Below are 18972 nucleotides of genomic sequence, written 5' to 3' on the forward strand. Positions count from 1 at the left end.
TCCCCGTTTCGCTGGCGGACACAGGCTCTGCAAGCGTGCGGCCCGGTGCGAGATGCCTGGCTGGGCCTATGCGTGGGCCTCGACGGCCTGCGTGCCGGGCGCGGCCGCATGCAGGGCCGGTTCGCGCTTGCCGCGCACGAAGGCCACCGCCCGCGCGATCACGGCCGCATCGTGCAGGACGCGCCGGTGTCCCAGCCCTTCGGTCGTCACCAGGCTGGCGCCAGGCCAGGCGCCGGCAATGGCCGCGCCGTTTTCCCAGTCCACTTCCTTGTCCTGCCGGTCATGGATGACCAGTGCGGGCGGCACCGGGCGCGCATGTCCGAGCGCCGGCACGTTGAAGGCCGACCACGGCATGCCCAGCCAGCGTTCGCTGTCGCGCTGCATGCGGTCCAGCACGGCCGGCGCGATGCCGAGCCGCCACGCCAGCGCGGCGGCGGCGCTGCGCATGTCGGCGGGCGGCCCGATCATCACGGCAGCTTCGAGGTGGAGGCCTTCGCGCACGGCCAGCGCCAGCGCGGCGCTGCCCAGCGAGTGCGCGATCGCGGCATGGATGGGCCCGGCATGCCAGGCGGCGGCGAGCAGGGCGCGCGACATTTCCACCACGGAGCTTTGCGCGGGGCCGCGCGCGCCGGCATCTGAGGCGCCGTGCGAGAGCGCGTCGAACGCCACCACGCGCAGGCCGGCGGCGAGCAAGGGCGCGACCAGCGCGTGCCATTGTCCCGCGTGGCCTCCCCAGCCATGCGCCAGCAGCACGGTCGGCCCCTCGCTGCCCCAGCGGTATACGCGCACGCGCCGGCTTGCGCCCTGGCCGGTCACCAGTGCCCAGTCCGCGCGCGCCTGCCCGAGCACTTCGCGTCCGGCAGCGTCGGGACCGTTGCCTCGCGGCGGGCTGAACCACGCGCGCTCCAGCGCGCGGGCGGCACCGGCCGGATGAACGAGGCCGGCAAGCTGCCAATAGAGGCGCGCCCAGCGCATGGCGGGGCGGAATGCCGGCGGCTTGGCCGGGGAGGGATTTGTCGCTTGTGTCACGGCCTATCTCCAACGAAGACTTGCATCCTGGCTGGCGGTCCGGGCCCGGGCGTCCTTTGTCACCCGGCAAGACCGACCAGTCGTGCTATTTTTAGTCCCGGAAAAGACGGCTCGGGGCCGCCTGGTATCCGGTCGTTTCTTTCGTCAATGCGCCCCCGACAGACCGGCCGGGCGCGGCAAGCAAGCGTCTACCGGTGCGCCGGCTGCGCCAGCTCGGCGCGACGCAGCAGCGCCTCGAACGCGCGGCGCGCCATGATCTCGGCGTCTTCGCGGCCCAGCAGTTTGTAGGAGAGCTGGAAAGACATGCCGATGCCGACCATTTCGAAGGCAAACTGGCGCGGGTCCTGCGCCGGCGAGATGTCGCCTTCCTCGATGGCGTCACCCACCGCGCGGGCAACCAGGCCATGCCAGTCCTTCAGCGACTGCACCACCATGTCGCGCGTGGGCCCGGGCCGGTCGCGGTATTCCTGGCTCAGCGCCATGAACAGGCAGCGGCCCTTGTTGACCGGGCCGCCCAGCCACGTCATGTAGCCGTCGAAGAGGGCCTGCAGCCGGCGCGTGCCGCGCGGCTGCCGCAGGGCGGGATGGACCACGATCTCGGCGAAGCGCTCGGCCGCCAGCGCCAGCACGGCCTGCTGCAATGCCTCCTTCGACTTGAAGTGCGCATACAGGCCGCTCTTCGACATGCTGGTGTCGGCCGCCAGGGTGGCGAGCGACAACTGCTCGAAACCCACCTGGGCGGCGGTGTCGAGCGCTTGTTCGATGATCGCGGCGCGGGTGATCTGGCCTTTTTGCATTTGTCGAGAATAGCACGACCGGTCGGTTTGTCAATGCCGTGCTTGTGCGCTCTCGTCAACCTAAAATGAAGTCGCTCGTTATGTCTGCACGGATGCAGTAGCTTGTGCTTTATTGGACCTACGGACAGGTGTAAATCCGCTTTGCCCGGGCACTCTCAAGAAATCTGCACAAAGTGTTCCCCTGATTACATACGGATCGCTTTGCGTGCTCTATACTCGAATGCACGTCCGCGCACTTTTATTTTCACTGGTGACTGGAGACCGACATGAACAGTACAGCCGTGCCAAGAGGCGCTAGCGAACCGTTCCGGCAACTGCGGGCGTTGCGCCGAGCGCGAAAGCTCAAGCAGGAAGACGTCGCCCGTAAGGCCGGCATTTCCCGGGAGGCTTACCTGCGGGCCGAATCGGGTCAAGCCGACCCCCGCATGTCCACCTTCCTGGCGGCCTGCGAGGCGCTCGGACTGGAAGTGGTGCTGGCTCCCCAGCATCTGGCCGCCGACGTCAACGCGTTCATAGCCAGCCGCAACGGCGGCGTCACGGCCGCATCCATGGCCGGCCAGGCGCCCGCCACGACATCCGCTCCCGCCAGCCCGGCACCGTCCAATCCGGTCGGTGCCGGCTTCGCGGCGAGTCCCGGCGAAGGTCACAAGCCCGCCTGAGCATGCACGCCGCCCCGGCCTGAAACACGGCCGGGGCGGTGTTGTTTGTCCTGGTGCAGCAGGCAGCCTCCAGCCTGCTGTTCGCGTCTGCGCGGCCGTGCCGAACGGTCTCCCCGCTGGCCGCGCGGCCAGTGCCGGCCCTCGCCGGTACTCCGGCTCCCTTGCCTGGACGGGATCCCTTCCTGACCCGCACAGGGCCCGTTTCCGGGCCGTCCTCCCGTCTTTCCCGTTTTTCCCCTTTTGATTCTCGTCTGTTCGGCGGCGCCGGCGCATGCGTTGCTGCATTCGCCAGGCACGCCTTTCGTTCGGCCCATGGTGCCGTCTTCGGTGGCGAGATTGCCCTGGTTTGACAGCTCTCGGGTCGAAGATTACGATATGGTAAATAGATTACGTATTGTGTAATTTCAGGGGTGATCCTGTCTTGCCGTCCCGCACGGAAGACCTGGGCCGCCCCTGGCGTAATCCCCGGCCGCCACAGTCCCCTGCAGCGCGCGACCTGCCTGGCAAGGCGCGCAGTGCTGTGTCCCGCAGGCGGCCGGTCCACCAAGAGAAAAAGAGAGGAGCACAAGCATGAGCAAGGCCTTTGCATCGCAGGCGGACCTGCAGGACAAGCAGGTCACCTTCACGCGGCTGTCGGACAACGCATACGCCTACACCGCGGAAGGCGATCCTAACTCCGGCGTGATCGTCGGCGACGACAGCGTGCTGATCGTCGACACCACCGCCACGCCGGCGATGGCACAGGACCTGATTGCCCGCATCCGCGCCATCACCGACAAGCCGATCAGGCACGTGGTGCTGTCCCACTATCACGCCGTGCGCGTGCTCGGCGCTTCCGCCTATTTCAAGGAAGGCGCGCAGAACGTGATCGCCAGCCGCGGCACCTACGAGATGATCGTGGAGCGCGGCGAGGCCGACATGAAGTCCGAGATCGAGCGTTTCCCGCGCCTGTTCGCCGGCGTCGAGACGGTGCCCGGCCTGACCTGGCCCAACCTGGTGTTCGAGCGCGAGCTGACGCTGTTCCTCGGCCAGCTCGAAGTCAGGATCGTGCACCCCGGGCCGGGCCACACCAAGGGCGACACCGTCGTGTGGATTCCCTCGCAGAAGATCCTGTTCTCGGGCGACCTGGTCGAATTCGACGCCGCCTGCTATTGCGGCGACGCGCAGCTCGAGGAATGGCCCGCCACGCTCGAAGCGCTGCGCGCGCTGGCGCCGGCCGCGCTGGTGCCCGGCCGCGGCCCGGTGCTGGCCACGCCGGAGATGGTCGGCCGCGGGCTGGACTACACGCGCGACTTCGTCGGCACGCTGCTGCAGCGGGGCAGGGAGGCGGTGGCGCAGAAGCTGGATCTCAAGGGCGCCATGGCCCACACGCGCGCCGCCATGGACGACAGGTTCGGCCACGTCTTCATCTACGAGCACTGCCTGCCGTTCGACGTGGCGCGCGCCTACGACGAGGCCAGCGGCATCAAGCATCCACGCATCTGGACCGCCGAGCGCGACAAGGAAATGTGGGCCGCGCTGCAGCACTGAGGCAACGCGCAGACGGTCCCCGGCAGCGACGCATGCCGCCGCTTCGCCGCAAGAGCCGCGCCAGCGGCCAAGGCTCGAGGATGGAGACATGACGGAAACGAACTACCAGGCGCATACCTTTGCCTACCGGCCGTGCGCCGAGCAGCAGGCGCCGCCGCCGGGCGCGGCACCGCATCCCGTGCATCCGGTGGCGGTGATCGGCGCCGGCCCGGTCGGCCTCGCCGCGGCGATCGACCTGGCCCAGCAAGGCGTGCCGGTGGTGCTGCTCGACGACGACTGCGCGCTGTCCGCCGGCTCGCGCGCGATCTGCTTCGCCCAGCGCACGCTCGACATCTTCGACCGCCTCGGCTGCGGCGCGCGCATGGTGGACAAGGGCGTGAGCTGGAGCGTCGGCAAGATCTTCTTCGACGAGGAACTGGTCTACAGCTTCGACCTGCTGCCCGAGGCCGGCCACGCCCGCCCGGCCTTCATCAACCTGCAGCAATACTATGTGGAAGGCTACCTGGTGGAACGCGCGGCGGAGCTGCCCAACCTCGCCATCCGCTGGCGGCACCGCGTGGCGGGCCTGGCGCAGGACGATGACGCCGTGACGCTGGACGTGGAAACGCCGGACGGCCGCTACGCGCTGCGCGCGCGCTACGTGGTGGCGGCCGACGGCGCGCGCAGCCCGGTGCGGCAGGCCATGGGGCTGGAAAGCAAGGGGCGCACTTTCCGCGACCGCTTCCTGATCGCCGACGTGAAGATGACGGCGCCGTTCCCGAGCGAGCGCTGGTTCTGGTTCGACCCGCCGTTCAACCGCAACCAGTCGGTGCTGCTGCACCGCCAGCCGGACCAGGTCTGGCGCATCGATTTCCAGCTCGGCTGGGATGCCGACCCCGATCTCGAAAAGCAGCCGGAGCGGGTCATCGCGCGCGTCCGGGCCCTGCTGGGCGAGGATGCCGGGTTCACGCTGGAATGGGTCAGCGTCTACACCTTCTCCTGCCAGCGCATGGAACGCTTCCGCCACGGCCGCGTGCTGTTCGCGGGCGATGCCGCGCACCGCGTCTCGCCGTTCGGCGCGCGCGGCGCCAACAGCGGCGTGCAGGACGCGGAGAACCTGGCCTGGAAGCTCGCGCTGGTGCTCGCGGGCAGCGCCCCCGACGCGCTGCTGGACAGCTATGCCGGCGAGCGCGAGTTCGCCGCCGACGAGAACATCCGCCACTCCACGCGCGCGACCGATTTCATCACGCCCAAGACGCCCGTGAGCCGCGTGTTCCGCGACGCGGCGCTGAGCCTGGCGCGCCACCATGCCTTCGCGCGCCGGCTGGTCAACAGCGGGCGCCTGTCGGTGCCCGCCGTGCTGCACGATTCGGTGCTCAATACGCCCGATGGCGCGGCGCCATTCGCCGGCGCCATGGTGCCCGGCGCGCCGTGCGCCGACGCGCCGGTGCGCGAGGGCGGCCGCGACACCTGGCTGCTGCCCCGGCTCGGCAACCGTTTTGCCCTGATGCTGTTCGTGGGGCCGGCGGGTTTGCCGCCGGCCGCCCTGCCGGCCCTGCGGGCTCTCGCCGACGGTCCCGTGCCGCTGGCGCTGGTCTGCGTGGCCGCGCCGGAAGGGGAAGGCGCGCCGGAAGTCCCCGGCGCCAGCCTGCTGGAGGATACTCACGGTTGGCTGGCGCGCCGCTACGACGGCCGGCCCGGCACCGTCTACCTGCTGCGCCCGGACCAGCACGTCTGCGCGCGCTGGCGCGCCTTCGAGCCGGCACGCGTGCAGGCCGCGCTGCAGCGCGCGCTGGGCTGGCGGGAGGGCGCCGGCGCGGACATTTCCGCCACTGCCGGCGCCGCCGCATGACCCGCCCCGGAGACACGCCGATGCCGCTCAACACCGAACCCAATCTCGCCCGTCCGGACGATTTCTACGAGGCCCTGATCGACATGCACCGCGACCTGTCCGACGCCCAGAGCCAGTCCGCCAACGCCCAACTGATCCTGCTGCTCGCCAACCACATCGGCGACCTTGCCATCCTGCAGGAAGCCATGACGCACGCCCGCGCGGGCGTGCTCGCACGGGCTGGCCGCCAGCCCGCCGCCGACCCGGCGGCCGCAGCCTGACGCTGCGCGGCCAGCCGTTTCCCGTATCCAGAGGAAAAGACTCCAAGGAAGACCCACGCCATGACCCAGACCCAACTTCACGCGCCGGCGCATCCGCGCGAGGCGGCTACCCCGGCCGCCCCGGCCTACCAGTCCGGCTTCGCCAACGAATTCGCCACCGAAGCGCTGCCCGGCGCGCTGCCGGTGGGGCGAAACTCGCCGCAGCGCGCGCCCTATGGCCTCTATGCCGAGCAGATCTCCGGCACCGCCTTCACCGCGCCGCGCGCGCACAACCGCCGCAGCTGGCTCTACCGCATCCGCCCCGCGGCCATGCACGAGCCGTTCGCGCCGCTGGAGCAGGCGCGCATCGTCAGCCGTTTCGACGCTGTGCCGCCGTCGCCCAACCAGATGCGCTGGAGCCCGCCGCCGATGCCGGCCGCGCCCACCGACTTCGTCGACGGCATCGTCACCATGGCCGGCAACGGCAGCCCCGAAGCCATGACCGGGTGCGGCATCCACCTGTACCTCGCCAACCGGCCGATGGACGGCCGCTTCTTCTATAACGCCGACGGCGAGATGCTGATCGTGCCGCAGCAGGGCAGGCTGCGCCTGGCCACCGAGATGGGGGTGCTCGAGGTCGAGCCGCAGGAGATCGTGGTGGTGCCGCGCGGCGTGCGTTTCCGCGTGGAGTTGCCCGACGGCGAGGCGCGCGGCTATATCTGCGAGAACTACGGCGCGCTGTTCCGCCTGCCCGACCTGGGCGTGCTCGGCTCCAACGGCCTGGCCAACCCGCGCGATTTCCTCACCCCGCATGCCTGCTACGAGGACCGCGAAGGCGACTTCGAGCTGGTGGCCAAGTTCCAGGGCAACCTGTGGCGCGCGCCCATCCGGCATTCGCCGCTGGACGTGGTGGCCTGGCACGGCAACTACGCGCCCTACAAGTACGACCTGCGCCGCTTCAACACCATCGGCTCGATCAGCTACGACCACCCGGACCCGTCGATCTTCCTGGTGCTGCAAAGCCCGTCCGACACCCCGGGCGTGGACACCATCGACTTCGTCATCTTCGGCCCGCGCTGGCTGGCGGCGCAGGATACCTTCCGCCCGCCCTGGTTCCACCGCAACGTCGCCAGCGAGTTCATGGGCCTGATCGCGGGCGTCTACGACGCCAAGGCCGATGGCTTCTCGCCCGGCGGCGCCAGCCTGCACAACTGCATGAGCGGCCACGGCCCCGATGCCGAGACCTTCGCCAGGGCCACCGCGGCGGACACCTCGCAGCCGCACCATATCGGCGATACCATGGCGTTCATGTTCGAGACCCCGGCCGTGATCCGCCCGACGCCGTACGCGGCCGAGTCCGCCCAGCTCCAGCATGACTACTACACCTGCTGGCAAGGGCTGAAGAAGCACTTCGACCCGGCCCGCCGCTGATCCTTGTCCCCTTCCTCGGGGCGCCCGCGCGGCCAGGCCGCGCGGGCGCCCCGGCGCAATGTCATTCCCTTCCGGAGCCCCCGATGACCACCATCCAGCAGAGTTGGATCGAATCCGCCAACGACGGCGTCACCCATTTTCCGCTGCAGAACCTGCCCTACGGCATCTTTTCCAGCGCCGGCCAGGGCCCGCGCGTGGGCGTCGCCATCGGCGACTTCATCCTCGACCTTGCCGTGCTCGACGGCGCCGGCCTGCTGCCGCCGGCCGTCAAGGGCGTGTTCGGCGGCGCCACGCTCAATGCCTTCATCGCGCTCGGCAAGCCGGCCTGGAGCGAGACCCGCCAGCACCTGACGCGCCTGCTGTCGACCGGCGACGACACCCTGCGCGGCAAGTCGGCCCTGCACGAACAGGCGCTGGTGCCGATGGCCTGGGCCACGCTGCACCTGCCGGTGGACATTCCCGGCTACACCGACTTCTATTCCTCGCGCGAGCACGCCACCAACGTCGGCCGCATGTTCCGCGACCCCGAGAACGCCTTGCTGCCCAACTGGCTCGAAATCCCCATCGGCTACAACGGCCGCGCCAGCTCGGTGGTGGTGAGCGGCACCGCGCTGCACCGGCCCAAGGGCCAGATCAAGCCGCCCGACGCGCCGCGCCCCATCTTCACGGCCTGCCGCAAGCTCGACTACGAACTGGAAATGGCCTTCATCGTCGGCAAGCCCTCGGTGCTGGGCCAGGCCGTCAGCACGGCCGACGCGCCCGCGCACATCTTCGGCATGGTGATCCTCAACGACTGGAGCGCGCGCGACATCCAGCAATGGGAATACGTGCCGCTGGGGCCGTTCAACAGCAAGGGCTTCGGCACCTCGATCTCGCCGTGGGTGGTGACCATGGACGCGCTGGAGCCGTTCCGCCGCGACAGCCCGGCGCAATCGCCCGAGCCGCTGCCCTACCTCCGGCAGCAACAGGGCAACGCCTACGACATCGCCCTCGAAGTGGCGCTGCGCCCCGAAGGTGCCGAGCACGCCACCACGGTCTGCCGCACCAACTTCAAGGCCATGTACTGGACCATGGCGCAGCAGCTGGCCCACCACACCGTGTCCGGCTGCAATGTGCGCGTGGGCGACCTGATGGGCTCCGGCACCATCAGCGGCTCCACGCCGGATTCCTGCGGCAGCCTGCTCGAATCGACCCGCAACGGCGCCGAGCCGCTGGCGCTGGCCGATGGCGCCAGCCGGGGCTTTCTCGAGGATGGCGACGAGGTGGTGATGACCGGCTGGTGCCAGGGCGAGGGCTACCGGGTCGGCTTTGGCGAGGTGACCGGCAAGATCTTGCCGGCGAACTGAACGCCGGGCGGCCCCCCGGGGCCGCGGCTTCCGGGACGCGGGGCGGCGGCGGGGCGGCCCGCCGCCGCCCCTCGTTTTGGTGGTTACATTTGCGAACTTTCTTAACCATCTGGCATCCCCCGCCGCTGTCCCTTTGTGCGAGAATTCGGGCCTGACAAAAAATGCAGGCCAAAGTTCGTCCTGTTTTCTGCGTCACTGATGCAATGCCAGACCGGGGTGTTTGCGGCTGCGGCCTCACCCCGAGGTCAGTTTGGCAAGCTTTTCGCCGTTAATACGGAAATGCGGGCTACGGCCCCGGCCATGCCGGGGGCGGCCCGGAAAAACAGGCGGCGAAAAGCGCCCGCGAGCAGGGCGCCTCACCGGCAAGCAGGTGCCGGACAGGTGGTAAACAGGAGGCAACCAGCGTTATCTGCCGCCAACGGTGCGTCAACAGGCGCGATACGCGTCTTGCGCGATCGCCGCCGGACACCGCGGGCGGGCAGTGCGCCGGCGGGCCATTTCTTCCACCCAACGCGAACGGCAGGGCAATGGAATTCGGTATTCGCGCATGGGCGGCATGTGCAGCACAACTCGACACGCAGCAAGCCTGGCTGGCCTGGAGCCGGGCGCCCTGGCTGCCGGCCGGCGACGAACTGCCGGCGCTGAGCCCCATGGCGCCGATGCTGCGCCGGCGTGTCTCCGCGCTCGGCCGGGCCGCGCTGCATCCGGCCTACGCCTGCCAGCCGGGCGTGGACGGCATTCCGGTGATCTTCGCCTCGCGCCACGGCGACACCCTGCGTCCGCTGCAGATGCTCGGCAACCTGGCCGACGGCGAAGCGCTCTCGCCCACCGCGTTCGGCCTGTCCGTGCATAACGCCATCGGCGCGCTGTACTCGATCGACCGCGGCGACGCCGCCAACCTGCAGGCGCTGGCCGCCGGCCGCGATACCGTGGAAGCCGCGGTGGTGGAAGCCTGCGGCCTGCTGGCCGACGGCGCCCCCGAAGTCCTGCTGGTCCAGTATGAGGCGCCGCTGCCGGCGCCCTATGCGGTCTTTGCCGACGAGCCGGAATGCCTGTTCGGCTGGGCCTGGCGCGTGGCCAGGCCGCGGGCCGGCGATGCCGTGTTCAGCCTGGAGGCAACCGACGCGCCCGTGCCGGCGCCGCGCAATCCGTTGCTGCCCCACGGGCTCGACGTGCTGCGCTTCGCGCTGGCCGGCGACGCCGAACTGCGCCACGCCGGCGAGCGCGCCGGCTGGAGGTGGCAGCGCCATGGTTGAGCGCCTGGACCGCGCCTGGCGCGTGTGCGCCACCGGCCTGTGCTTCTCCAGCTTCGGCGTGGGCGGCCTGCTGCTGCGCGTGCTGGTGTTCCCGCTGCTCACGGTGCTGCTGTGGTCCCCGGCCAGCCGCCAGCGGACCTGCAAGAACGTCGTCCGCCACGCCTTCCGCCTGTTCCTGCTGCTGATGCGCGCGGTCGGCGTGATCCGCTACGAAGTGCTGCACCCCGAGCGGCTGCGGCGCAGCGGCCTGCTGATCGTGGCCAACCATCCCTCGCTGATCGACGTCATCTTCCTGGTCGCGCTGACGCGCCAGGCCGACTGCGTGGTCAAGTCGGGGCTGGCGCGCAACCCGTTTACGCGCGGGCCCGTGCGCGCCACCGGCTACGTCTGCAACGATTCCGGCGCCGGCATGGTGGACGACTGCATCGCCTCGCTGCGCGCCGGCAACAACCTCGTCATCTTTCCCGAAGGCACGCGCACGCCGGCGCGGGGCCCGCTGCGGCTGCAGCGCGGCGCGGCCAACATCGCCGTGCGCGGCGGCTTCGCGCTCACGCCGGTGGTGATCCGCTGCGAGCCGCCCACGCTGGCCAAGGGCGACAAGTGGTACCGCGTGCCGGCGCGCCGGCCCCGCTACGTGATCGACGTGCGGGAGGACATCAGCGTGGCCGGCTCGGTGAGCCCCGGGCTGGACGACGCGCTGGCCGTGCGGCAACTGACACAATCGCTATCCGAGTTTTTCTCCAGGGAGGTCCGCCGTGAAGGCGCTTGAACAAGACATCAAGGAACTGATCATTTCATCGCTGTCGCTCGAAGATATCGGCCCGGCCGACATCGACGCCGACGCGCCGCTGTTCATCGACGGCCTGGGCCTGGATTCGATCGACGCGCTCGAGCTCGGGCTGGCGCTGCAAAAGCGCTACGGGGTGGCCATGAACGGCGACAAGGACGAGATGCGCGCGCGCTTCGCCAGCGTCTCGGCGCTGGCCGCCTTCGTGGCCTCGCAACGCGCCAGCCAGGCCCCGGCCTGAGCCCGCCGCCCATCAACCCGCTTGCAACGGCAAGCCCGGCAAGCACAACCGACAAGGGGAGCCCCTCATGACTCATGACGAAATCTTCGCGCGGGTGGCCACCGTGCTCGAGGAAACCTTCGAGATCGAGCGCGCCCGCATCCGCCCGGAGGCGCGCCTGTACGAGGACCTGGACATCGACAGCATCGACGCGGTCGACCTGCTGGTCAAGCTCAAGCCCATGCTCAACAAGCCGATCAAGCCCGAGCAGTTCAAGGCCGTGCGCACCGTGCAGGACGTGGTGCAGGCACTGGCCCTGCTGATCGACTCGCCCGCCACGGCCTGATCCGCATGCGCTTGCGCAAACTGCTGCTCGGCGCGCTCACGCTGTGCTACCCGGTGGCGATCTACTTCGGCCTGCAATACTGGCCGCCGCGCGTGCTGGCGCTGGCACTGGTGGCGCTGGCGCTGCTGCGCGCGCTGACCAGCCGCCAGGCCGGCTGGCGCCTGCTGGCGGTGCTGGCCGCCGGGCTGGCCGCGGTGGTGGCGGCCTCCAACCACGCCTTGCCGCTCAAGCTCTACCCGGTGCTGGTCAATGCCGGCACGCTGGCCGTGTTCGGCTGGAGCCTGCGCCACCCGCCCAGCCTCGTCGAGCGGCTGGCGCGCCTGCGCGAGCCGGACCTGCCGCCCGCGGGCGTGGCCTACACGCGGCGCGTGACCCAGGCCTGGTGCGTGTTCTTCGTCTGCAACGGCACGGCGGCGGCGCTGACCGCGGTGCTGGCCAGCGACCGCATCTGGGCGCTCTACAACGGCGGCATCGCCTATGGCCTGATGGGCGCGATGTTCGCCGGCGAATGGCTGGTGCGCCAGCGCGCGATGGCGGGGGGGCGGCATGGCTGAGTGGCTTGGCACCAGCGGCGCGATGGCCGCGCTGTCGGCGCGCACGCATGTGGTGGCGCATGGCGAAGCGGGCGGCCTCGACGCGCCGGCCTTCGTGCGGCGCGCGGCCGCCTGGCGGCAGGCCTTCGCCGCGGTCCCCGGCGCCAGCGTGGCGCTCTACCTCGAAGCCACCGGCGAATTTGCCGCCGCGCTGTTCGGCGCCTGGCATGCCGGCAAGCATGTGGTGCTGCCCGGCGACACGCGCGCCGAGACGCTGGCCGCGCTGGAGGGGCACGCCGACGCTCGCGCCGGCGACCTGCCCGGCGGCATCCGCCCGCAGCCGCACGCGGCCGGCCCGGCCCCCGAATGGCCGGCGCTGGACCCGCGCGCGACCCAGGTGACGCTGTTTACCTCCGGCTCCACCGGGGTGCCCGGCGCCATCGTCAAGCACCTGTCGCAACTGGAGGCGGAAGTGCGGGCGCTGCAGGCCGCCTTCGGCGCCGCGCTACCCGCGCAGGCGCGCGTGCTGGCCACGGTCTCGCACCAGCATATCTACGGCCTGCTGTTCTGCGTGCTGTGGCCGCTGGCCGCGGCGCGCGCCATGCCGGCCGCGCGCCTGGCCTTCCACGAGGAAATCGTGGGCGCCTGCGACGGCACGCCGGCGGTGCTGGTGACCAGCCCGGCGCACCTGCGGCGCATGCCGCCGGCGCTCGACTGGGCGCCCGCGCGCGCCGCGCTGCATGCGGTGTTCTCGTCGGGCGGGCCGCTGCCGCCCGAGGCCGCGGCGGATGCCTTGCGGCATCTCGGCCGGGCGCCGGTGGAAGTCTTCGGCAGCTCCGAGACCGGCGGCATCGCCTGGCGCCAGCGCGCGCGCCACGACGAGCGCTGGACGCCGCTGCCGGGCGTGCAATGGCGCCTGCAGGACGGCTTTCTCGCGGTGCGCTCGGCCCACCTGCCGGACCACGGCTGGCATCTGTGCGCCGACCGCGTGCAGCCGGCCGGCGAAGGCGGCTTCGCGCTGGCGGGCCGCGCCGACCGCATCGTCAAGATCGAGGAAAAGCGCATCTCGCTGACGCAGGTCGAACAGGCGCTGCAGCAGTCGGCGCTGGTGCGCGAAGCGCGCGTGGTGCTGCTCGAGCTCGACAGCGGCATGCGCCTGGGCGCCGTGGCGGTGCCCAGCGCGAGCGGCGCCGCCATGCTGGCCGGCGCGGGCAGGGCGGCCTTGCTGGCGGCGCTGCGCGCGGACCTCGCCCCGGCCGTGGACGCGCTCGCGCTGCCGCGCCGCTGGCACTTTGCCGAGGCCTTGCCGTGCAACGCCCAGGGCAAGACCACCGAGGCCATGCTGCGCGACGTGTTCCGCCGCGTGCTGCCGGTGGCGCGCTGGCAGGCATCCGAAGACGCGCTGTCGGCCAGCGCCGAGCTGGAGATCGGCGAAGACCTCGCCGTGTTCGACGGCCATTTCCCGGGCAGCCCGATCGCGCCCGGCGTGGCCCAGGTCGACTGGGTCATGGCGCTCGCGCCCGAGCGCCTGCCGGTGCCGCCGCGCGCGCAGTTCCGCCGCCTGGAAACGCTCAAGTTCCAGGCCGTGATCGTGCCCGGCAGCACGGTGCAGCTGGCGCTGACGTGGCAGCCCGAGCGCCGCGCGCTGGCGTTCCGCCTGAGTTCCGCGCAGGGCCCGCACGCCAGCGGGCGCATCGTTTTTGGAGACGCCCATGTTTAAGCCGGTGGTGCTGGTGCCGGTCTACAACCACGAGCGCGCCATCGGCGCGATGGTGCAGGCCATCCTGCGGCATCCGCTGCCGTGCCTGCTGGTGGACGACGGCAGCAGCCCGGCGTGCGAGCGCGTGCTGCGCGAGATCGCCGCCGCGCACGCCGGGCGCGTGCACCTGATCCGCCTGGCCGAGAACCAGGGCAAGGGCGGCGCCATCATGGCCGGCTTCGAAGAGGCCGCCCGCATGGGCTTCACGCACGCGCTGCAGATCGACGCCGACGGCCAGCACGACGCCGCCTGCATCCCGCAGTTCGCGGCGCTGGCGCAGGCGCGCCCGCACGCCATGGTCTGCGGCTACCCGGTCTACGACGAGTCGGTGCCGCGCGTGCGGCTGCTGGCGCGCTACCTGACCCATGTGTGGGTGTGGATCAATACGCTGTCGCTCGCCATCCGCGATTCGATGTGCGGCCTGCGGGTCTATCCGCTCGCCACGGTGCTGACGCTGGTGCGCGAGGTCCGGCTGGGCCGGCGCATGCAGTTCGACACCGAGGTGCTGGTCCACCTGGTCTGGCGCGGCGTGCCTGTCGTCAACGTGCCGACGCAGGTCACCTATCCGTCCGACGGCGTCTCGCATTTCCAGGCGTGGCGCGACAACGCGCTGATCTCCGCCATGCATGCGCGGCTGTTCTGCGGCATGGTCGCGCGGCTGCCGCTGCTGTTGTGGCGCAAGGTGCGGCCGGCATGAACACGCCTCCGAAAGCCGGCCAGCTCGGCCGCATGGCGCGCCACTGGAGCCAGATCCGCGAGTCCACCTGCGTGTGGGGCGTGTGGTGCCTGTACGGCCTTTACCGCCTGTGCGGCCGCACGCTGTTCCGCGCCGTGCTGTACCCGGTGGTGACCTATTACTGGCTGGCCAGGCCGCTCGCGCGCCATGCCTCGCTCGACTACCTGCGGCGCGTGCAGGCCGCCACCGGCGCGGTGCTGCCGGCCGGCGCCACGCCGGGCCTGCGCCACAGCCTGCGCCATCTGTTCTCGTTCGCCGAGACGCTGCTCGACAAGCTGCTGGCCATCGGCGGCGGCTATCGCTACGGCAACGTGCGGCGCGAAGGCGCCGAGGTGATGCTGCGGCAGATCGCCAGCGGCCAGGGCGGCATCATCGTGACCGCGCACATGGGCTGCCTGGAACTGTGCCGCGTGCTGGCCAGCCAGCGCCAGGGGCTGCGCCTGACGGTGCTGGTGCATACCGCGCACGCGGCGCAGTTCAACCGCATCCTGTCGCGGCTGGACCCGCGCTCGGGGCTGCAACTGTTCCAGGTCGACGACATCTCGCCGGCCACCGCGCTGCAACTGGCGGAGAAGGTGCGCGCCGGCGAGTTCGTCGCCATCGCCGGCGACCGCGTGCCGGTGCACGGCGGCCGCACGGTCACGGTGCCGTTCTTCGGCGCGCCGGCGCGCTTGCCGGTCGGCCCCTACGTGCTGGCCGCGCTGATGGAGTGCCCGCTGTTCGCCATGGGCTGCGTGCGCTCGGGCGACGGCCACCTGCTGCGCTTCACGGAGCTGGCGCGCGAGGTGCGCCTGCCGCGCGCGCGGCGCGAAGCCATCCTCACCGGCCATGCCGCCGACTATGCGCAGTGGCTGTCGCGGCTGCTCGCCGAGTCGCCTTACGACTGGTTCAACTTCTACGATTTCTGGGGGCAGGGCGGCGGCGTGCCCGAGGCCGCGCGCGCCGGCGCGCCGCGCCCGGCGCCCCGGTCCGCGCCGGCGCCGCGCGGCGACTGACGTCCCGCCCCCATACCGCAACCGCAATGTCCCCAGACCTCAGCCACGAGATCACGCTCAGCCCCGCCTTCCACGACCTCGACCCGATGAACGTGGTGTGGCACGGCAACTACGTGCGCTATTTCGAGCAGGCGCGCTGCGCGCTGCTCGAACGCTTCCACTACGACTACCCGGCCATGCGCGACTCGGGCTACGCCTGGCCGGTGGTGGACATGCGCGTGAAGTACGTCGGCCCGCTGACCTATGGCCAGCCCTTCGTCGTCCGCGCCGCCATCGTCGAGTGGGAGAACCGCTTGAAGATCGACTACCTGGTGCGCGACGCCGCCACCGGCCGGCGCCTGACCAAGGGCTACACCATCCAGGTGGCGGTGGACATGCGCAGCGGCGAGATGTGCTACGTGTGCCCGCCGGTGCTGTGGGAGCGGCTCGGCGTGCCGGCCGCGCCGGACGGGGAGGGCCGGGCATGAAGCGCCGCGGCTTCCTGCTGGCCCTGTGCGGCGCCGCGCTGGCCGCCCCGCGCCTGTGCGGCGCGGCGGCCCCCGACCTGCTGGCCGCGGTGGCCGCGCGCCTGTCCGACGCGCCGGTGATCCACGGCCGCTTCGAGCAGACCCGCCGCCTGTCCGGTTTTGCCAACCCGCTGGTGTCGCGCGGCGACTTCGTGCTCGCGCGCGAGCGCGGCGTGGTGTGGAGCACGCGCGAGCCGTTCGCCTCCAGCCTGCTGGTGACGCCGGACCGGCTGGTCATGCGCGGCGCCGACGGGCGCGTGCAGCAGCAGATGCAGGCCGACGCCCAGCCCGCCATGCGCGTGGTCGGCGAATCGGTGATCGCGGTGCTGCGCGGCGACCTGCGGACCCTGTCGGCGCGCTTCGAGGTGGCCGGCAAGCTGGCCGGCAAGGACGGCTGGTCGCTGACGCTCACGCCCAGGGACGCCGCCATGCGCCGCGTGTTCGCGCGCATCGAGCTGGCCGGCGACCGCTTCGTGCGCGACGTGCGCCTGGAGGAAGCGGGCGGCGACAGCACCCACGTGAAGCTGATCGAGCCGAGCGCGGCCACCCGCCTGGCGGCCGACGAGGAGCAGCGCTTTGAGTAACGCGGGCATGGCCACCGGCAAGCCCCTGCGCGGCCTCAGCACCTTGGAGCGGGTGCTGGCCGTGGCCTGGCTGCTGCTGGTGATCGCGCTGGCGGCGCACCAGTTGCAGTTCTGGCGCGCCTCGCGGCTCGACACCGATGTGATGGCGCTGCTGCCCACCAGCCAGCGCACCGCCACCGCCGACCGCGTGCTGCGCCGGCTGGCCGACGGCGTCTCGCGCGAGATCGTGGTGCTGGTCGGCGCGCCGGACTGGCCGGCCGCGCGCGCGGCGGCGCAGCGTTTCAGCGCGGCGACGCAACCGCGGGCGAGCCTGCTGCAGCCGGTGGACCGCATCGCCAGCTTCGACCTGGATGCGGCGCTGGCCTTCTACCGGCCGTACCGCGACCGGCTGCTGACCGACAGCCAGCGCGCCATGCTCGGCCATGCCGACGCGGACACGCTCGCGCAGCAGGCGCTGACCCGCCTCTACCAGCTCTCCACCGGCCCGCGCCTGACCGGCTGGGCCGCCGACCCGCTCGGCCTGTGGCAGGACTGGTGGCTGTCGCGCGCGGCCATGACGCGCGTGCACGAGCGTGACGGCCTGGCCGCCCTCAGCGCCGAGGGCAAGGAATGGGTGCTGCTGACGTACCGCATCGGCAAGCCCGCGTTCTCGGTGAGCGGCGACACCGACTATGCCGACCTGCTCGGGCTCGCCACGCGCGCCGCGCAGCAGGGCGGCGCCGGCGTGCAGGTGGTGGCGGCCGGCATTCCGCTGCACGCCGAAGCGGCCGCCGCGCAGGCCAGCCTGGAGATGAACGTGATCGGCTGGGGCTCGCTGGCGGCGGTGCTGCTGCTGGTGTGGCTGGCCTTCCGCTCGCTGCGCCCGATCGTCCTGGTGGGGCTGTCGCTGCTGGTGGGCACGGCGGCGGCGGTCTCCGTCACGGCGCTTGTGTTCGACCGCGTGCACCTGATCACGCTGGTGTTCGGCGCCAGCCTGGTGGGCGTGGCCGAGGACTACGGCATCCATTACTTCGTCTCGCGCCAGGCCAGTGCCGGCGCCACGCCGCCGCAGGTGATGCGCCGGCTGTTGCCGGGCATGGCGCTGGCGCTGTCGACCAGCGCGGTGGCCTACCTCGCGCTCGGCATCGCGCCGTTCCCGGGGCTGCGCCAGATGGCGCTGTTCTCGGCGGTGGGGCTGGTGGCGGCGTTCCTGACCGTGGTGTTCTGGTTCCCGCTGCTGGACCGCGGCCAGTTGCGCCAGACCCGCCTGTCGGCCTGGCTGACCGCCAGCCTGGCGCGCTGGCCGCGCGTGGGCACGGAGCGCCGCTCCCTGCTGCTGCTCGGGCTGCTGGCCCTGTTCGTGGTACCGGGCCTGTGGCAGGTCCGCGTGGCCGACGACGTGCGCCAGCTGCAAAGCTCGCCGCCGGCGCTGATCGAGGCGCAGCGCACCGCCGGGCGCCTGCTGGGCACGCCCAGCCCGGCGCAGTTCCTGCTCGTGCGCGGCGCCACGCCGGACCAGGTGCTGGCGCGCGAGGAACAGGTCAAGCAGGCGCTGGCCGGCGTGGTGGCGCGCGGCGGCCTGGACGGTTTCGTGGCGATTTCCGACTGGGTGCCTTCGGCCGCGCGCCAGCGCGCCGACGCGGCCCTGGCCGGCGGGCTGGAAAGCGCCGTGCGCGAGCGCGTGGCGCGCGCGGTGGGCGGCGCCGTGGGCGCGGCCGGCGCCGCGCCGGCCGGCCAGGTGCTGACCTTGCAGGCATGGCTGGCCGCGCCGGTCTCGGACACGCTGCGCCACCTGTGGCTGGACCGCGAAGGCGACGGCTATGCCAGCGTCATGCTGCTGCGCGGCCTCGACAAGCCGGCCACGCTGGCGCTGATCGAAGCCGCCGCGGCCACGGTGCCCGGCGTGGAATGGGTGGACCGCGTGGCGGACCTGTCCTCGCTGCTCAAGCATTACCGCGTGCTGATGACGTGGCTGCTGGCCGCCGGCGCCGCCGCCGTGGCGCTGCTGCTGGCGTGGCGCTACGGCCGCGGCGCATGGCGCGCGCTGGTGCCGACGCTGCTGGCGGCGCTGTTCAGCGTGGCGCTGCTGGGCTGGCTGCAGGTGCCGCTGCAATTGTTCTCGGTGCTGGCGCTGGCGCTGCTGCTGGGCGTGGGCGTGGACTACGGCATCTTCCTGCTCGAGCATCCTGGCGACGGCGAGTCGTGGACGGCGATCGTGCTGGGCGCGGCCAGCACGCTGCTGGCGTTCGGCCTGCTCGCGCTGTCGTCCACGCCGGCGCTGCACGCGTTCGGCATGACCATGCTGTCCGGCGTGGGCGCGGTGTGGCTGCTGTCGCCGTGGTTCCGGCCGCGGGCCGGCGGGCCGGACGCCGCGCGGCACCGGGACCGGTAACGACAGGCAAGACCAGC

At 71.6% G+C, this 18972-nt stretch carries 19 protein-coding genes; 17 read left to right on the top strand and 2 right to left on the bottom strand.

Translation table 11 applies throughout. The annotated features are described in order from the left end of the window. Positions 1-66: 66 nt before the first annotated feature. The gene (locus ACKI2N_RS26280) at positions 67-975 is read right to left on the bottom strand and encodes an alpha/beta fold hydrolase (RefSeq protein WP_420992063.1); all 909 of its coding nucleotides are present in this window, start codon (positions 973-975) and stop codon (positions 67-69) included. 242 nt (positions 976-1217) lie between these two features. Next, positions 1218-1826: a TetR family transcriptional regulator C-terminal domain-containing protein gene (locus tag ACKI2N_RS26285; protein WP_420991748.1), complete on the bottom strand. Its 609-nt coding sequence runs from the start codon at positions 1824-1826 to the stop codon at positions 1218-1220. Positions 1827-2092: 266 nt separating this feature from the next. Here ACKI2N_RS26285 and ACKI2N_RS26290 point away from each other — a divergent pair, with 266 nt between their 5' ends. From ACKI2N_RS26290 to ACKI2N_RS26370, 17 genes are all read left to right on the top strand, one after another. Then, complete coding sequence (locus ACKI2N_RS26290) at positions 2093-2485, top strand: helix-turn-helix domain-containing protein (protein WP_420991749.1); 393 nt, start codon at positions 2093-2095, stop codon at positions 2483-2485. A gap of 570 nt (positions 2486-3055) precedes the next feature. Then, on the top strand, positions 3056-4015 hold the full coding sequence (locus tag ACKI2N_RS26295) for an MBL fold metallo-hydrolase (RefSeq protein ID WP_420991750.1): 960 nt from the start codon (positions 3056-3058) through the stop codon (positions 4013-4015). 88 nt (positions 4016-4103) lie between these two features. After that, positions 4104-5846, top strand: coding sequence for an FAD-dependent oxidoreductase (locus ACKI2N_RS26300; protein ID WP_420991751.1), 1743 nt, complete (start codon positions 4104-4106; stop codon positions 5844-5846). A gap of 20 nt (positions 5847-5866) precedes the next feature. Beyond that, complete coding sequence (locus ACKI2N_RS26305) at positions 5867-6106, top strand: DUF2783 domain-containing protein (protein ID WP_020201149.1); 240 nt, start codon at positions 5867-5869, stop codon at positions 6104-6106. 60 nt (positions 6107-6166) lie between these two features. Beyond that, positions 6167-7516 carry a homogentisate 1,2-dioxygenase gene (gene hmgA / locus ACKI2N_RS26310; protein ID WP_420991753.1) on the top strand — a complete coding sequence of 450 codons (1350 nt, stop codon included), beginning with the start codon at positions 6167-6169 and terminating at the stop codon, positions 7514-7516. An 83-nt stretch (positions 7517-7599) separates the two neighbouring features. Then, on the top strand, positions 7600-8862 hold the full coding sequence (gene fahA / locus ACKI2N_RS26315) for a fumarylacetoacetase (protein WP_420991754.1): 1263 nt from the start codon (positions 7600-7602) through the stop codon (positions 8860-8862). Positions 8863-9389: 527 nt separating this feature from the next. Continuing rightward, positions 9390-10118 carry a beta-ketoacyl synthase chain length factor gene (locus ACKI2N_RS26320; protein ID WP_420991755.1) on the top strand — a complete coding sequence of 243 codons (729 nt, stop codon included), beginning with the start codon at positions 9390-9392 and terminating at the stop codon, positions 10116-10118. Then, positions 10111-10887 (top strand): lysophospholipid acyltransferase family protein, encoded by a 777-nt coding sequence (locus ACKI2N_RS26325; protein WP_420991756.1) that lies wholly within the window; start codon positions 10111-10113, stop codon positions 10885-10887. Before ACKI2N_RS26320 ends, ACKI2N_RS26325 begins: the two co-directional genes overlap by 8 nt. Beyond that, positions 10874-11146, top strand: coding sequence for a phosphopantetheine-binding protein (locus ACKI2N_RS26330; protein WP_420991757.1), 273 nt, complete (start codon positions 10874-10876; stop codon positions 11144-11146). Before ACKI2N_RS26325 ends, ACKI2N_RS26330 begins: the two co-directional genes overlap by 14 nt. A gap of 67 nt (positions 11147-11213) precedes the next feature. Beyond that, entirely contained in the window at positions 11214-11471 is a 258-nt protein-coding gene (locus ACKI2N_RS26335) for an acyl carrier protein (protein WP_020201155.1), read from the top strand. Positions 11472-11476: 5 nt separating this feature from the next. Further along, positions 11477-12025 (top strand): hypothetical protein, encoded by a 549-nt coding sequence (locus tag ACKI2N_RS26340; RefSeq protein WP_420991758.1) that lies wholly within the window; start codon positions 11477-11479, stop codon positions 12023-12025. Next, complete coding sequence (locus ACKI2N_RS26345) at positions 12018-13724, top strand: AMP-binding protein (RefSeq protein WP_420991759.1); 1707 nt, start codon at positions 12018-12020, stop codon at positions 13722-13724. The genes ACKI2N_RS26340 and ACKI2N_RS26345 overlap by 8 nt, the downstream gene beginning before the upstream one ends. Continuing rightward, positions 13717-14460 carry a glycosyltransferase family 2 protein gene (locus ACKI2N_RS26350; RefSeq protein WP_420991761.1) on the top strand — a complete coding sequence of 248 codons (744 nt, stop codon included), beginning with the start codon at positions 13717-13719 and terminating at the stop codon, positions 14458-14460. The genes ACKI2N_RS26345 and ACKI2N_RS26350 overlap by 8 nt, the downstream gene beginning before the upstream one ends. Continuing rightward, a complete protein-coding gene (locus ACKI2N_RS26355; RefSeq protein WP_420991762.1) occupies positions 14457-15494 on the top strand; it encodes an acyltransferase in 1038 nt (345 codons plus the stop codon). The genes ACKI2N_RS26350 and ACKI2N_RS26355 overlap by 4 nt, the downstream gene beginning before the upstream one ends. 26 nt (positions 15495-15520) lie before the next feature. Then, positions 15521-15961 (top strand): acyl-CoA thioesterase, encoded by a 441-nt coding sequence (locus ACKI2N_RS26360; protein WP_420991764.1) that lies wholly within the window; start codon positions 15521-15523, stop codon positions 15959-15961. Beyond that, positions 15958-16584 (top strand): outer membrane lipoprotein carrier protein LolA, encoded by a 627-nt coding sequence (locus ACKI2N_RS26365; RefSeq protein WP_420991765.1) that lies wholly within the window; start codon positions 15958-15960, stop codon positions 16582-16584. The genes ACKI2N_RS26360 and ACKI2N_RS26365 overlap by 4 nt, the downstream gene beginning before the upstream one ends. Further along, positions 16577-18955, top strand: a complete 2379-nt coding sequence (locus ACKI2N_RS26370) for an MMPL family transporter (protein WP_420991767.1) — start codon at positions 16577-16579, stop codon at positions 18953-18955. The genes ACKI2N_RS26365 and ACKI2N_RS26370 overlap by 8 nt, the downstream gene beginning before the upstream one ends. The last annotated feature ends 17 nt before the right edge of the window (positions 18956-18972 follow it).

The organism is Cupriavidus sp. 30B13 (genome assembly GCF_049059565.2).
Classification (GTDB): Bacteria; Pseudomonadota; Gammaproteobacteria; order Burkholderiales; family Burkholderiaceae; genus Cupriavidus.